This window comes from Photobacterium rosenbergii, assembly GCF_033022775.1.
GTDB classification, from domain to species: domain Bacteria; phylum Pseudomonadota; class Gammaproteobacteria; order Enterobacterales; family Vibrionaceae; genus Photobacterium; species Photobacterium rosenbergii_A.
In genome coordinates, this window is the sequence record NZ_JAWJZI010000007.1 from 79,943 (window position 1) to 94,967 (window position 15,025).

Below are 15,025 nucleotides of genomic sequence, written 5' to 3' on the forward strand. Positions count from 1 at the left end.
ACTCTAAGGCGTATGATTCGCCCTATTGAATTTCAGCGAACATATTAGACTGATGAACAAAAATAAAATTACTCTTTCGCTAGCAGCAGCGTTAACACTTGGTTTCAGCACCAGCACCATGGCAGCAGGCTTCCAGCTTGCCGAATATTCAGCAACCGGCCTTGGCCGCGCGTTTGCCGGTGAAGCAGCAATGGCAGACAACGCCAGTGCCCAGTACCGCAACCCAGCAATGATGACCTACCTTGAAGGTACTCAGGTTTCTGTTGGTGCTATCTATGTTGATCCAAACATCGATGTTGAGGGTGATGTCAGCCTGCTTGGCCAGAAAGTGGCAACAACCAAAGCCAGTGACATTGCCCACTCGGCAGTGATCCCAAACTTCTACATTTCACACCGCGTCAATGAGCAGTGGGCAGTAGGCTTGGCACTAGCGACCAACTACGGTATGGAAACGGAGCTTGGCGGCGATTTCCTTGGTACTATCTTTGGTAACCAAGCCAATATCATGTCGGTTGAAATCAACCCTAACGTTGCCTACAAGGTTAACGACCAATTCAGCATTGGTGCGGGTGTTCGCTACGTAATGGGCGAAGGCCACTTTGGTGCATCTATTCCAAACAACCTTCCGCAAACAGGTATAGACAAGGTTGATTACCTCATTGGCAAAGCCCAAGGTGCAGACCTTAAATATATGGAAGGTGACGACTCTGCCTGGGGCTGGCAACTTGGTGCCGCTTGGCAGATCAATGATAGCAACCGTATTGGCGTCAACTACCGCTCTGCAGTTGATCTCAAGCTAAAGGGCGAAGCCTCTGGTGCTTACTACGATATCGCGACCGGCTCTGCTTTTGGCAGTAAATACGCGGGCAGCATGGCACTGACCCTGCCGGCAACCGCTGAGATTGCCAGCTTCCACCAGCTGACCGATAAGCTAGCAATGCACGCCAGTTTCAACTGGACCGATTGGAGTAGCTTCGACAGACTTGAAGCTAACATCCCATCTATCAGCTCTGCGCCAGATCTGATCAAGGAAGAAAACTGGGAAGACAACTACCGTATCGCCCTGGGTGCTACGTACCAGTACACCAACAAATTGGCAGTGCGTACCGGTGTGGCATACGATACTTCTGCTGTGAGCAGCGAACATCGTACCCAAACTATCCCAGAAACTGACCGTCTATGGCTGAGCCTAGGTGCGGGTTACCAGTGGTCTGACGCATTGAGCTTCGACGCCGGCTTTACCTACATCTTCGCTAAAGATGCTTCTATGAATGAAAGTCTGGATGTTGATGGCATGCCAATCGCGAGCTTCGCGGGCGAAACGACTGGCAACGTATGGCTAGTCGGTGTTCAGGCGAACTATAAGTTTTAAGGCCAAAGGCTAAAGGCTAAAGGCTAAAGGCTAAAGGCTAAAGGCTAAAGGCTAAAGGCTAAAGGCTAAAAAAGCGTATCAAAGAGTGCCCAAACGGCACTCTTTTTTTGTTTCACCCACCCCCCCTGCTCTTGCTCTTGCTCTTGCTCTTGCTCTTGCTCTTGCTCTTGCTCTTCCAAGAGCCTAGGGCCTTATTTTCCCAGAGCCGCCCTTTTGATACATGAAATCAATTCATGTATTAAAAAATTCATTTCATTCGACGCCAGTAAAAACAGGGCATAAAATCGCTACCTCTTTCAGGCACCCTTATTTACATCTAATTAAATCATGCTATTAACAACTCTATACATCATCGGGATCACGGCTGAAGCTATGACTGGGGCTTTGGCTGCGGGTAAACGTCACATGGACTGGTTTGGTGTCATGCTGGTTGCCAGTGCCACGGCGATTGGCGGCGGTACGGTGCGTGATGTATTGCTAGGTCACTACCCGCTGGGTTGGGTTGCTAACCCGCAGTACTTGGCGATTACCTGCCTGGCCGGACTCTTCACCACCATGGTGGCACCGCAAGTGGTTCGCTTCCATAAAGTGTTTGTCTTGCTGGACTCGCTGGGGTTGATTGTCTTTAGCATTATCGGCTGCCGCGTAGCAATGGACATGGGCCTATCGCCGTTGATCTGTCTGGTTGCCGCTGTCGTGACGGGTGTATTTGGTGGCCTGCTAAGAGATTTGATCTGCCGCCGCCCGCCACTGGTGCTACAAAAAGAGTTTTATGCATCAGTAGCCTTCATTTCGGGTGGCATGTACTTCGGCTTGCTCTACTTGGGCGTAGAAGAAACCATTGTCACGATCAGTACGCTCGTGGTGGGTTTCTGCATTCGCATTGCCGCAGTACAGTTCGGTTGGAGTTTACCCGTCTTTAGTTTTGACGAAGTGGAAACGGTTAAGGAGAGTCGAGAAGCACCTGAGAGTTAATCATTCAAAGTAAAAAACGGAACGAACGGAACACAAAAAAGCGAGGACACGTCCTCGCTTTTTTGCATCTTGATAAAACTGAAAACAGTTTAAATCTTTGGTGTTTCCGTCATCACATCGGCATTCTGGCCGCGGTGACGCAACAAGTGATCCATCAAGGTGATTGCCAGCATCGCCTCAGCAATTGGCACCGCTCGAATACCCACACATGGGTCATGGCGGCCCTTGGTGATCACCTCCGCAGTGTCACCCTGCCTAGTGATCGTCTCGCCCGGCACGGTAATACTGGATGTTGGCTTAAGGGCAATGTGCGCCACGATATCCTGACCAGACGAAATACCACCTAAAATACCACCGGCGTGATTAGACTTGAAACCTTCCGGCGTCATCGCATCACGGTGCTCGCTACCGCGCTGCTCTACCACTTCAAAGCCATCACCGATTTCCACCCCTTTTACGGCATTAATGCTCATTAGCGAGTGGGCAATGTCAGCGTCAAGACGGTCGAATACCGGCTCACCCAAACCAACAGGAACATTGTTGGCAACCACAGTTAGCTTAGCACCGATAGAATCGCCTTCTTTCTTCAGCTTACGGATCAGCTCGTCGAACGCTTCGACTTTATCAGCATCCGGACAGAAGAAGGCATTTTGCTCAACCTGCTCCCAGTCAACCTTATCGATTTTCACATCGCCCATCTGAGAAAGATAAGCACGCACTTCGACACCGTATGCCTGCTTAAGGTACTTCTTGGCTACAGCACCGGCAGCAACGCGCATGGCTGTTTCACGAGCCGAAGAGCGACCGCCGCCACGGTAATCACGGATACCGTATTTCTGGTGGTAGGTGTAATCAGCATGACCAGGGCGGAACAGGTCTTTGATATTCGAATAATCTTTTGAACGCTGGTCGGTATTTTCAATCAACAAACCGATGGAAGTACCGGTTGTCTGGCCTTCGAATACGCCAGAGAGGATTTTGACTTCATCCGGTTCGCGGCGTTGGGTAGTGTATTTCGATGTGCCCGGACGACGACGGTCCAAGTCATGCTGCATATCCGCTTCGGTCAGCTCCAGCCCCGGTGGGCAGCCGTCAATAATGCAACCCAGTGCCAGACCATGACTCTCTCCAAACGTGGTGACGCGAAATTGTTGTCCAATAGTATTGCCTGCCATTACTTCCTCTGTGAATTCTTACCGCTTGATCGCCGCGAGGGGCGTATAACCAACATTGTCGGCAAGGCCGGCCAAGTGATATCTCGGTGATTGGGTGTTTTCGTCAATGAGTACAATAGTGCAAATTCGCTGGCGGGATTGCAAGAGTGAATGTGACAGAAATTTTTCCTTCAAGCAGATACAAAAAAGCGGGCTAATTAAGCCCGCTCTTTAACTTCATACTGAAGAATGATTTGGATGGGGATTAAATTTCAAAACCTACCCAACATGGACGTTGGGTTGGAGCGACATGGATGTCTATATGCGTTTTTGAAATTTCATCTCCGATTCAAATCTTAGAATGTACTGAATTATTCAGACTTTGGTGATTTCCACTTCTGAATTCGGCTTGAGCCACCACTGCTGTTGCGAGAACCTGAACTGTTACGAGAGCGAGGCGCTTCATCATCACGCTGGTTGCGGCGGTGACCCGGCTGCACGCCACGGCCCGGACGCGGGCTTCTGCGCTCGTCCTGACGGCCTTGACTACGGCCTTGCCCTCGGCCTTGTGAGGCGCGGTCATCACGATCATTGCGCTCACCACCACGGCGGCGGTTCGGCTCGCCCTTGCCTTGGTAAGTCTTGTACTTGATTTTGCCTTCGCCATCTTGCTTGGCCTGCTGGCGGCTATCAAACAGCTTGGCATCCGTCGCTTTCTTGATGTTCTGGCCTTGACCATCGACCTTAGAAGCTTCTTCGGTTTTGCTCGAATCTGCAATCAGGCTGTGGATCTCAGCAATTTCCGCATCGGTCAGGTAACGCCATTTACCGTTTGGCAGGCCGTCAATACTGATGTTCATGATACGCACGCGGCGTAGCTTGAAGACATCGTAGCCCAGCGCTTCACACATACGGCGGATTTGGCGGTTCAAACCTTGGGTCAGCACAATACGAAACGAGTAGTTAGTCTCCTTGGTGACCTTACACGGCAGGGTTACGGTATCAAGGATCTCAACCCCAGAAGCCATCTTATCGATAAACTCCTGGGTGATCGGCTTGTCGACACGCACCACATACTCTTTCTCGTGCGAGTTACCGGCGCGCAGGATCTTGTTGACGATATCACCATCATTGGTCAGGAAGATCAGACCATCAGAAGGCTTATCCAAACGGCCGATCGGGAAGATACGCTTACGATGGCCGATAAAATCAACGATATTGTCTTTAATGTGGCGCTCGGTGGTACAGGTAATACCGGCCGGCTTATTCAATGCGATATAAATTGGCTGCTCTTTGGCACGAAGTGGCTTGTCATCCACCAGCACTTCATCACCCGGCATGACTTTGACGCCCATCTCAGGCTGCTGACCGTTGATGGTCACCCTTCCTTGATCAATAAGCTTGTCCGCCTCACGGCGTGAGCAATAGCCTGTATCACTGATAAATTTGTTAAGTCGAACTGCTTTGGCCTGCTCGCCATTAGCAGCACTCTTGTTAGGCTGATTTTGAGACATAGTTTTCTTCTATACTGCGCGTTTCACAACGCGATCAAGGTTAGTCACGAACATAAATATGTGTTAGCCGGATATTTTAGCAATAGCCCAGCACCATGGGAAAGAAAAATAAAAAATGCCACCCAGCGGTGGCATTGTCAGATATCAAAATATTAGCTGTTAAGAGGCATGTTGTTCGTACAGCGCAATGCGACTTGTCACCTTCTTCAGGTAATTTTTCGTCTCGTCATAAGGCAAGTTTTGCAGCAGTTTCTGATACACCTCATCAGGGCTGAGGGTGTTGATCACTTTGGCTGCCTTGCGAATATTCCGAGAGCCATCAGTATTGAAGGCTTTAGCCACATTACCTGCACCAGTATTATACGCGGCAATCGTACAGTACAACCGGCTCTGCGGATCCGTAATGGATTTGAGGTAGCTCTTATCCAGAATATTCAGATAGGCGGCCCCTGTTTCGACATTTACGTCAGCAAGATACAACTCGTCTGGCTGCATCGGCGCATTAATATTACGGATGCGGGCGTTAACATCATGACCTGCAGTCGTTGGGACAATCTGCATCAGGCCGTACGCCGGGATCGGTGATTTCGCCTTAGGGTTGAAACTCGACTCCGAATGCATGATCGCCATCACCAAAGCCGCAGGGATCTGGAAGCGCTCGCTCTCTTTCTCGGCAAAATCAACAAACTTCGCCGCACGCTTACCAATTCCGTTGGCGGGTAACTGAATTCGGTATTCCACCACCTTCTTCTTGGTGAGTACCGATGCCTTGGCCCTTGCTTCATCATACGTTTTTTCTAGAGACTCCAAACGTTCCTTGGTCTGGGCGATCAACTGCTCTTTTTTCTTGATCGTGATACTTTCGACCAGATCAGCGCTGATCTCCTGGCTCTTGTTAAGCAACGCTTCCGACTCTTTGTCGATCTCTTGCAACTGCGCCCGAGACTGCTCGACAATCACCTTCTTGGCGGCCACTTCGACATCTTTGGCAAAACTCACCGATGCCTCAACCACTTCACCAACCGGCAGCTCTTTCGCAGCGCCAACGGCCTCGGTCAGTAAGCTTTCACCTTGCGCCAGTGCTTTGGACGCTGCCTGCTCCAGCTGTTGCTTCACTTGCTCAGGGCTTGTATCGCTATCAACCAACAGCGCTACCCTTGCTTCATTTTTTTCAAAATCCACAATCGTTCTAGCTTCTTTGTCTTCGCTGTATGCAACATTGACGTGGCTCTGTGACACGATACCGTCACCCCACTTAGCGATCACCTGGGCACGGTATTCATCGAACTCTTTAAGGTACTCACTGCGCCACGTTTGGTACTCCGCCATGTATTCAACCACAAAAGCTTCATATTCAGCCTCCAGCTCAGACTGTGGCTTGTTGGCTTCTGCCACTGCAGCATCCAGTTCGGCAAACGGGTCGTTCGTTGCGTGAGACAGTGGGACAGATAACAATAATGCGCAATAACATGCTAGTCGGGTTAACTTCATTTCCGTTCCTTTTTATCCTGTAAAGCCATAAAAAAAGGCTACCTAGGTAGCCTTTTAGCCGTCATCGCGCTGCTTACTGAATCATGGAATCCAGTGCTTGCTGCAGGCTTTCTTCTGCTTTCTTATTGTTGAATTTATTCCACAAGCCAGATTCTTTATTGCTTGCGGCCTCAACAACCTGCGCAACATTACTGTCGTAAGTTGCCTGGTCCATACCCACTAGGGTGTACAAACCACCGGCCGGGCTACGCTGCGTTACAATGACACGGCTGTTCGACAGCGTACGAGAGGTCATGGTCTTGGTCACAGACTCAAACTGCTCGTTCACTTCTTCAGACACGGCTTCACCAGTAGACTGAACTGTGGTTGCCATGGCTTGCTTGAACATAGTGTTCACGTTCGACTCGAACTGCTCTGCAAGACCACGACGGGCATCATTCACAGCGATGGTGCGCATCACGCTCATGCCCGCAGCACTTTTCTTGGCATAACCCACACTGCCGATCGCAATGCTGTCTGGCATGACATCACACACCCACTTTGGGGCTTCATCCTGTACAGAGTCAGGGAAGTAGCAAGTCAGGTCCTGAATATTATTGCCGCCCGTTGACTGGCAACCCGACAAGCCGAGAACCACAGCGCTTGATAGGAGTAGTTTTTTCATTTTCGATTACCCCTGAAATGATTCATAAACGTCCCAACAAGGCCCTTGAAGCATTTTTGGTAGGTCGTTACAACCGCTGTCATAACGAGCCTCTACAAAATCACCTCGCTGAATTTTCAAAGCATTTTCTGGATCAATACCAACCCATGAATAGCGCGCTTTCAAACCTTGACGGTTCTCTTTTTCTGCAACTTTACCTTGACCCAGAGAATAAAATTCGACTTCTTGATTACCATCAGGAGATGTCACCTGCTCGACGGAGGAAATTTCAACGACTTGCTCATGGCGGATTCCCAGCGTAGTCCCCATATTGACACGAACCATGGTACCGTACTCATCACATTGGCGTAGTTCTTCAACCACTCCACTTGGCGCTAGCTGGTTTTTCAAATCATCACTACGATTCACTGCATTCTTTGCAGCTTCCTGCATAATTCGCTTGTACTGACCATTAGAGATAGGACAATCAGAGTCAGGGCGATCCTGCTCAAAAATACTCACTTCATATGAACTAAGCTCAATGCGTTTCACCACTTCCATGCTCGGCAGCTCAACCACCTTTACAATACCCTCGACTTCACCGGTAAAGGTACATTCTGCTGGGTAATATTTCGTATCACCATCATCGTCCGTTTTGTACTCTTCATCATCAAAAGAGTACTTAAGACTTGCTGAAGTCACCTCAGCCAATACCGCGTAGTCGGCAATCGCCACACCAGAAGTGTTGAAACGGCCACTTTCCTCCGCCAGCTTGATTTCTTGCTTTAATTTGCCAGCCAGAGAACGGTCAACTAATTTCGCACCAGAGTGATCCACTTGGCTTTCCAAACGGTGCTGGAATGCCGCAGACATGATTGATGGGTTATCAACACCACGTGCAACATCTACAGGGAGGACAATCGCTTTTTTACCCTGGGAGGTTTTTACCTTCACCTCACTTTGCGGAATGTTGATCGCCGTGCTCGAGTGACATACGCCTTCCGGCGCCGGCGTGCTTATACAACCGGTTAGAACGGTAGTAATACTCGCTGCTAATAGTAGTTTCTTAGACATGAACCTTATATCCATTTATTGTAGTAATAGAGTTAAACTAAACCTAAAAAGTGCCATATTCCTTGGTCACTCATTTGGGCAGAAAAGTGGCGAGAAGCGCTCTCTTTAGAACGGGCAAAGTTCGAAATAGAGTTCCCGGTAGCAATCACTTCGCGACTGGCAATGGTTTTACCATTTTTATTTTTAAGCGCGAGATTAATGATAACTGTCGTGATGTAAGCATCGCCGACTTTGCTCTGGCGCCAGTTTGTTGCCAGAGTAATTTGATGAGTTGCACCATTGTTCTTGTTCGAGCTAGTTGTCACCGCAACATGCTTTTCAGATAAATGATGCTTAATAAAGTCACTCATCATTACATCACTTTTAGTAGCTTTTACACTGAACAATAATTGGCTTTTTGTTTTGTTAGCCTGGCGTTCTAGCTTAATAACATTATCCATCGATACGCCATTCTCATTACCATTACTTGCTGCAAGTAACATGGCTTTACGAGTCAGCATATTTTTCTTTATCGACTGCGTATCACGGTTTTCCAACCACCACATTAATGGATCACTATGCTTTAACTTAAGTAACTCGGTGTTGGCGTCTTCATCAATCGAGTTCAATTCTTGATTGAGCTGGTGAATAATATTTGTGCGTGAAATACTCGCTTCCACATAATAAATACCATCGCTTTGTTCTGTACGGTTATATTGAACACCCGTCAGTACCAATGGTGCTGTCTTCACATTTACATTGGTATCACTTTGAGTCAGATAATCTTCGTTACCATTTACATCGCGTACAACCTGACGTAATGAACCGGATGATTCAACCTGTGTCCAAAGCTTTTGGTTAATATTATCCATCGCCAAGTTTTTGGCGTTACGCACTGTACCACCATGACCAACAGCGTAAAACGACATGTTAGTATCAGGTGTTTGGTTCAATACCCAGTCAGGTGTGTGGGTTGACTGGCAGCCGGCAAGCAGCAAGCCACCTGCTAACGCCAAGAGGCTTTTCATCTTCATTAATTCAATGCTCATTAGTTAAAAAATGCTGTAAATTCAAAACGTGTGAGCATTGCTTCCACCATCACATCGGCAGGCAGCTCGGAGATCGCATAGAAGTTCGGCGTTGAAGCACGCAAGACATCGAGCTCATCAAAGGCGACTTCAGCCCCACTGTTTAGCCGATGGTTAACCACCTGCAGCTGCTGAGAAGCATCTGCAGCCATCAAGCCATAATCAACGATGCCAATGGCCAAGTTGTAAAACATCGCGTTGCGACCTAACGAATAAGACTCGGCGTAATAGTCGAGGTTACCGTTGTCAGTAAAATAGTTTTCAAGCTCATTGTTCAGTGCCGAAACGGGTGTATCAAGCAAGGTTAATTCGGTAAAAGGCACCGTCATTGAAAAGTGATCTTTTAGCGCAGTAACACTGTATCCAGCTACCCTTTTCTGCTTAATCGCTATGGTAAGTAAGTACTTTTCTTCACCATAATAATAAAAAGTCACATCAGGGTTTAGCTTCGATGTTTTCGATGCCTGAGCTACACCCATTAATTCATCAATATAACTTTCAGTTTGTCCCACTTTAATTTTTGACAGTTGCTCATATTCGATTTCATTTGTCCAATTGGTAATGATGGACTCATAAATCATTTCGACAGCATCTTTGGTGTCATTCCACTGACCTAAAGAAAGCATGACGGCAACAATAGCCAAAGCAATACTATGCATTTTTATCCAAAAGTTAGTTTTGGATGATGAAACAGAATCTTCACTGTGCATGATTTTATATTTTTTAATAATGATGGGTTCACTGCTGGTAAAAAACAGCAGAATTTACATTAACAAAATATACTATTTATCAAGACAATAGCATTCAATACTGCAAGCAATTAACCGCTTACAATTCAGCCAAATAAGATCGGATTTGATCATTTAATGATCATTTAAATTAAATAATATTAATATTAAAACTATTTATAAGTTAGTTTTACTATAAAAATATTAACTCATCAAAAAATAAAACAGTCTTTTTTATTTTCAGCAATTCCTTATAGGTATTATTAATTAATGAACCACATCACATTTTCTCCCCCATTCCGCCAAATTATTGACGAGGTGCATATAGCGCTTAATCAAACACATACGAATAGCTATTCATAAAAAGCAAAGAAAATAAAAAGAGCCGCCCTGTAAAGACAGCTCTTTAAGTGAGGGAGAAATGGCAAGGCTAACCGTTAGCTTGTTTCGGTTACTAACCCATTTTCATCGCTCTCAGAGGCTTGGTGATCTTGCTTGAGCGCTTTCTCAAGCTGCTCAGCCACATAGCCCGGCGACTTAGTATTAGCAGCCATCAAGCGGTACATCGCCGGAATGACAACCAAGGTCACGAAGGTCGCAAACGCCATCCCGAAGAACACCACCACACCGACCGAAATGCGGCTTTCAGAACCGGCTCCGGTTGAGAGGATCAGCGGTACCGAGCCAAACAGGGTCGTAAACGCTGTCATCAGGATTGGACGCAGGCGGCGCTCAGAGGCATCGATAATCGCCTGCTCGAACGGGATACCTTTATCACGTAGCTGGTTGGCGAACTCGACAATCAAGATACCGTTCTTGGTTACCATACCGATCAGCATGATCATACCGATCTGGCTGAAGATATTCAGGCTCTGATCCATAATCATTAGGCCAGCCAAGCCACCGAATATCCCCATCGGGACGGTCAGCATCACCACCATCGGATTGATGAAACTTTCGAACTGGGCCGCCAGTACCAAGTAGGCAACCAGCAGCGCCAGGCCGAAGACCAACAGGATACTGCTCTGATTTTCACGGAAGTCCTTCGACTCGCCGGCATAATCAATCACGATATCACTTGGCAGCATCGACAAGGCTTGTTCATCCAAGAAGTCCAGTGCCTGTCCGAGGGTATAGCCCGGGACCAAGTTGGCTTTCAGGGTGATCGACTTCTGCTTCTGGTTATGGCTCAGGCGCTGTGCCGAGGCCACTTCTTCCACTTTAGCCAGAGACTCCAACGTGATCAGCTGACCGGTGCGGGTACGCACATAGATCTGGCTCAGATCAGAGGCGTTGTTGAAGCTATTTTCATCACCACGCAGATAAACGTCGTATTCTTCACCGCGGTCGATGAAAGTCGTTTCGCTGCGGCCACCCAACATGATTTCCAAGGTCTCGGCAATATCATTGACCGGAATGCCTAACTCAGCGGCGCGTTCGCGGTTAACCGAAACCACCAGCTCAGGGGTAGTTTCTGCGTAATCGAGATCCGCACCTTCCATCATCGGGTTATCATCGGCAATATCTTTCAGCTTGCTGGCCCACTGGAACAGCTCGTTGTAATCCGCACCGTTTAGCACGAACTGGATAGGCTCTGAAGAGCCACCGCGGAAACCTGGCATAAATGGCCATACACGGACATCCGGGATCCCCTGCAGTTTTTTACGCACAGTATCCAGTGCATCGGCAGCAGAAACATCACGGTCTTCCCAGTTCTCCAGCTGCATGATCACAAAGCCGGTTTGGTCTCCCGCCCGGCCACCAAAGGCAGGCGTCTGGATAGAAACAGACTTTATCACGCCCTGGCCAACCATCGGCAGCAGGCGCTCTTCCACTTCTTCGATGTTGCCGACCATACGGTTATAACTGGTACCTTCCGCGCCTTTAACAAAGGCAAAGATAACACCGCGATCTTCCTGTGGCGCCAGCTGCGACGGTACGGTTTTCATCAGTACAACGCTAAGCCCGACGAATGCCAGCACGATAAACGGTGCACCATAGCGGTAACGGACAGAAGCCGTTACAACCTTACGGTACGCTTTCTCCAATCGACCGAACATACGATCAACCCACAGGTTGAACTTGCCCGGCTTCACATTGGCTTTAAGCAGTTTACTGCCCAGTACCGGGCTTAGCGTCAGTGCGATAATCGACGAGAAGATCACCGCCATCGCCAGCAATACCGCAAACTCGGTAAATAGCGGGCCAACCATACCGTCCATAAAGGAAATCGGCAGGAATACCATGACCAATACCACTGTGGTCGCGACTACCGCAAAGCCTACCTCACGGGTACCTTTATAGGCAGCCAGCAATGGTGGTTCGCCTCGCTCAATATGGTGATAAATATTTTCCACCACCACGATAGCATCATCGACCACCAGACCGATAGCGAGGATCAATGCCATTAGAGTCAGTAGGTTAATAGAGAAACCCAAGAAGTACGCCACCATAAAGGCGGAGATCAGTGAGACCGGCACGGTAATAGCAGGGATCAGAGTCGCACGCGCTTGACCGATAAAGATGTAAAGCACCAGCACGACCAGCAAACCGGTTACAAACAGCGTGCTATATACCTCTTGAATTGAGCGGTCGATAAAGATCGTCGAGTCATAGTCGACATACAACTCAGTACCTTCCGGCAAGAAGCGCTGCATCCGCTCCACTTCTTCGTATACCGCCTTGGAAACATTGAGCGGGTTGGCATCGGTCATGGTCACCATACCTAGGCTCAGGTTCGAGACACCGTTGTTTTTAAAGGTGGCATTTTCGTTCTGCGCACCAATACCCACCTCGGCGACATCTTTGAGGTAGATTGGCGAGCCATCTTCGGCAGTGCGCACCACGAGATAATCGAAGTCTGACGCATCTTGGTACAAACGCGCAGTACGTACCGACATGGTGGTGGTGTCATTACGCACTTCACCGCCCGGTAACTCGACGTTCTCCAGTTTCAGGGCACTAACGATATCATTGGTGGTCACGCCCCGGCCAGCCATCTGGTCTGGCATCAACTTGACGTACATGACGCGGTATAAAGCACCGCTGAGGTTTACTGAGCTCACGCCGTTGATCAGGCTGAAGCGGTCCATCAGAACACGCTCGGCATAATCGGTCAGCTGGGTACGGTCCATCACACTCGAGGTAAGGTTGATATACACCGCAGGCTCGCCCGAACCGTTATCTTTCGATACCACGGGATCATCAGCTTCATCTGGCAGGCGACGCTGGGCACGCGATACCGCATCCCGCACATCACTGACCCCTTCGGTAAGGTTCCAGCCTAGCTCGAATTCAATCGTAATTCGTGATGAACCGTTACGGGTAGTGGAAGTAATACTCTCGATACCACTGATCCCCGACAGCTGATCTTCAAGCACTGTGGTGATCCGGCTTTCCATAATAGTGGCCGAAGCCCCGGAATAGCTGGTTGATACCGTTACAACCGGGTTTTCTACATCTGGCATTTCGCGAACGGAAAGCTTGGAGAAAGACACCAAGCCAAATACCACCAACAGCAAGCTGAGAACGATAGCGACAACCGGACGCTTTACCGATACATCAGATAACCACATTAAACTTCATCTCCTGTTGGGCCTTGTTGCTCAGGCGCGCCTTGGGTCTTCTGGGCCATGATGTCATTGACCTGCACCCCGTCGCGCATATTGACCAGTCCCTGGACCACAATGCGATCGCCAATGCCGATCCCGGATTCGATCACCACTTCGTTTTCCACCCGGGCACCCAGCTGTACTTCCGTCCGGTGGGCTTTACCCGCTTCATCTACCAAGTACACAAAGCGTTTGGTACCAGAATACTCGAGAGCCTGTACCGGGATCACTGCGGCATCCTGCGGTGCAAAACCAATATTGGCCGCCATCAGCATACCCGGCTTAAGCAAGCCTTCCTGGTTATCAAACACTACCCGGACACGGATATTGAGGGAGTCAGCCTGGACGCGGGAGTCAATCGCTTTGATTTCTCCGCTGAATGAACGGCCTTGCCACGCCTGGCTGGTTGCTTCTACCACCATGCCTTCACGCAGGAAAGAGAGGTACTGCTCAGGTATCTGGATATCCAATCGCATAGAAGACAAATCATCGAGCGAGAACAGCTCGCTACCTACCGTCAGCATATGGCCTTCACTGAAGTCCACCAAGCCAACGGTGCCGCTAAACGGAGCACGGATAGCGTGATCATCCAAATCTGCTTTTGCTGCTTTTAGACGAGCATCGGCAATATTGACGCTGGCTAGCTGAGCATCCAGTTCGGTTTGGGTGATCGCACCTCGGCTAACCAGCTTCTGGTATTCGTTGTACTTACGCTTCTCGTCATTGAGGTAAGCTTGCGCTTCGGCATAAGCCGCTTTCGGCTTGGCATCATCAAGCTGGACCAACAACTCGCCTTTTTCGACCTTGCTATTTACCCCTATCGCAATTTGCTCGACACGGGCCGCGACTTGGGTCGCCACATTAACCGAGCGCTGCGCCTCAAGCTTACCAACTAAAGACAGCGATTGGGCTACAGGATGGGCACTGACTTCACCGAGCGTTACCGGGATCTCACGTGCCGAGCGGCCACCCGGCTGTTCGGCTGCCACTGACTGACTCTGGAAGTAGAAATAACCGCTACCTGTTAATGCGGCAGTCACCATTGCCGCAACAAGGACCTTTTTCATTGTGGAATCCATTTTTTATAAACTGAGGGAATGATATCTGAACCGACCCTTAAGCGGGGTAAAGAAGTGTAAAGAAAAGCAATGTCACATTTACCAAAGCGTCAGAAAACGCCAATAACGCCATCTCAATCAACAATATGATGAAAATAGCAGCAAGCAGACAAAAATAGTGAGGAAAAGGGTTTACAGAACATCTCGGTTTGCTACTATGCGCTCCGCACTTGTGGAGGGGTTCCCGAGTGGCCAAAGGGAGCAGACTGTAAATCTGCCGGCTCCGCCTTCGATGGTTCGAATCCGTCCCCCTCCACCATCATTACTGAAAACGGCAA

The 15,025-nt window shown here is 48.9% G+C and carries 11 protein-coding genes and 1 tRNA gene; 3 read left to right on the forward strand and 9 right to left on the reverse strand.

Features of this window, described 5'->3' with window-relative positions; all coding sequences use genetic code 11:
* Positions 1 to 52: 52 nt before the first annotated feature.
* Positions 53 to 1,372, forward strand: a complete 1,320-nt coding sequence (locus R2X38_RS17135; protein ID WP_317523544.1) for an outer membrane protein transport protein — start codon at positions 53 to 55, stop codon at positions 1,370 to 1,372.
* A 327-nt stretch (positions 1,373 to 1,699) separates the two neighbouring features.
* Entirely contained in the window at positions 1,700 to 2,347 is a 648-nt protein-coding gene (locus tag R2X38_RS17140; RefSeq protein WP_039462018.1) for a trimeric intracellular cation channel family protein, read from the forward strand.
* Between the two features lie 89 nt (positions 2,348 to 2,436).
* Here R2X38_RS17140 and aroC read toward each other — a convergent pair whose 3' ends face one another.
* The 9 genes from aroC to R2X38_RS17185 all read right to left on the reverse strand — a co-directional run bounded on the left by aroC (position 2,437) and on the right by R2X38_RS17185 (position 14,696).
* Positions 2,437 to 3,522, reverse strand: a complete 1,086-nt coding sequence (aroC, locus tag R2X38_RS17145; protein ID WP_317523546.1) for a chorismate synthase — start codon at positions 3,520 to 3,522, stop codon at positions 2,437 to 2,439.
* 350 nt (positions 3,523 to 3,872) lie between these two features.
* Complete coding sequence (rluF, locus tag R2X38_RS17150; protein WP_317523547.1) at positions 3,873 to 5,015, reverse strand: 23S rRNA pseudouridine(2604) synthase RluF; 1,143 nt, start codon at positions 5,013 to 5,015, stop codon at positions 3,873 to 3,875.
* A gap of 159 nt (positions 5,016 to 5,174) precedes the next feature.
* Positions 5,175 to 6,506 (reverse strand): transglycosylase SLT domain-containing protein, encoded by a 1,332-nt coding sequence (locus R2X38_RS17155; RefSeq protein WP_317523548.1) that lies wholly within the window; start codon positions 6,504 to 6,506, stop codon positions 5,175 to 5,177.
* Between the two features lie 73 nt (positions 6,507 to 6,579).
* The gene (locus tag R2X38_RS17160) at positions 6,580 to 7,170 is read right to left on the reverse strand and encodes an LPP20 family lipoprotein (RefSeq protein WP_317523549.1); all 591 of its coding nucleotides are present in this window, start codon (positions 7,168 to 7,170) and stop codon (positions 6,580 to 6,582) included.
* A 6-nt stretch (positions 7,171 to 7,176) separates the two neighbouring features.
* Positions 7,177 to 8,223: a hypothetical protein gene (locus R2X38_RS17165; protein WP_317523550.1), complete on the reverse strand. Its 1,047-nt coding sequence runs from the start codon at positions 8,221 to 8,223 to the stop codon at positions 7,177 to 7,179.
* Between the two features lie 32 nt (positions 8,224 to 8,255).
* Positions 8,256 to 9,251: an LPP20 family lipoprotein gene (locus R2X38_RS17170; protein WP_317523551.1), complete on the reverse strand. Its 996-nt coding sequence runs from the start codon at positions 9,249 to 9,251 to the stop codon at positions 8,256 to 8,258.
* Entirely contained in the window at positions 9,251 to 10,000 is a 750-nt protein-coding gene (locus R2X38_RS17175) for an ETEC_3214 domain-containing protein (protein WP_317523552.1), read from the reverse strand. Before R2X38_RS17175 ends, R2X38_RS17170 begins: the two co-directional genes overlap by 1 nt.
* A gap of 455 nt (positions 10,001 to 10,455) precedes the next feature.
* Positions 10,456 to 13,593 carry a multidrug efflux RND transporter permease subunit gene (locus R2X38_RS17180; protein ID WP_317523553.1) on the reverse strand — a complete coding sequence of 1,046 codons (3,138 nt, stop codon included), beginning with the start codon at positions 13,591 to 13,593 and terminating at the stop codon, positions 10,456 to 10,458.
* Positions 13,593 to 14,696, reverse strand: a complete 1,104-nt coding sequence (locus R2X38_RS17185) for an efflux RND transporter periplasmic adaptor subunit (RefSeq protein WP_317523554.1) — start codon at positions 14,694 to 14,696, stop codon at positions 13,593 to 13,595. The genes R2X38_RS17180 and R2X38_RS17185 overlap by 1 nt, the downstream gene beginning before the upstream one ends.
* Before the next feature lie 225 nt (positions 14,697 to 14,921).
* On the opposite strand from R2X38_RS17185, the gene R2X38_RS17190 reads away from it, so the two are divergent.
* Positions 14,922 to 15,006, forward strand: a tRNA-Tyr gene (locus R2X38_RS17190).
* The last annotated feature ends 19 nt before the right edge of the window (positions 15,007 to 15,025 follow it).

Bases quoted from the DNA above. Each gene is read 5' to 3' on its own strand.
- R2X38_RS17135 (WP_317523544.1), top strand. From the start codon at position 53: ATGAACAAAAATAAAATTACTCTTTCGCTAGCAGCAGCGTTAACACTT.
- R2X38_RS17140 (WP_039462018.1), top strand. From the start codon at position 1,700: ATGCTATTAACAACTCTATACATCATCGGGATCACGGCTGAAGCTATG.
- aroC (WP_317523546.1), bottom strand. From the start codon at position 3,522: ATGGCAGGCAATACTATTGGACAACAATTTCGCGTCACCACGTTTGGA.
- rluF (WP_317523547.1), bottom strand. From the start codon at position 5,015: ATGTCTCAAAATCAGCCTAACAAGAGTGCTGCTAATGGCGAGCAGGCC.
- R2X38_RS17155 (WP_317523548.1), bottom strand. From the start codon at position 6,506: ATGAAGTTAACCCGACTAGCATGTTATTGCGCATTATTGTTATCTGTC.
- R2X38_RS17160 (WP_317523549.1), bottom strand. From the start codon at position 7,170: ATGAAAAAACTACTCCTATCAAGCGCTGTGGTTCTCGGCTTGTCGGGT.
- R2X38_RS17165 (WP_317523550.1), bottom strand. From the start codon at position 8,223: ATGTCTAAGAAACTACTATTAGCAGCGAGTATTACTACCGTTCTAACC.
- R2X38_RS17170 (WP_317523551.1), bottom strand. From the start codon at position 9,251: ATGAGCATTGAATTAATGAAGATGAAAAGCCTCTTGGCGTTAGCAGGT.
- R2X38_RS17175 (WP_317523552.1), bottom strand. From the start codon at position 10,000: ATGCACAGTGAAGATTCTGTTTCATCATCCAAAACTAACTTTTGGATA.
- R2X38_RS17180 (WP_317523553.1), bottom strand. From the start codon at position 13,593: ATGTGGTTATCTGATGTATCGGTAAAGCGTCCGGTTGTCGCTATCGTT.
- R2X38_RS17185 (WP_317523554.1), bottom strand. From the start codon at position 14,696: ATGAAAAAGGTCCTTGTTGCGGCAATGGTGACTGCCGCATTAACAGGT.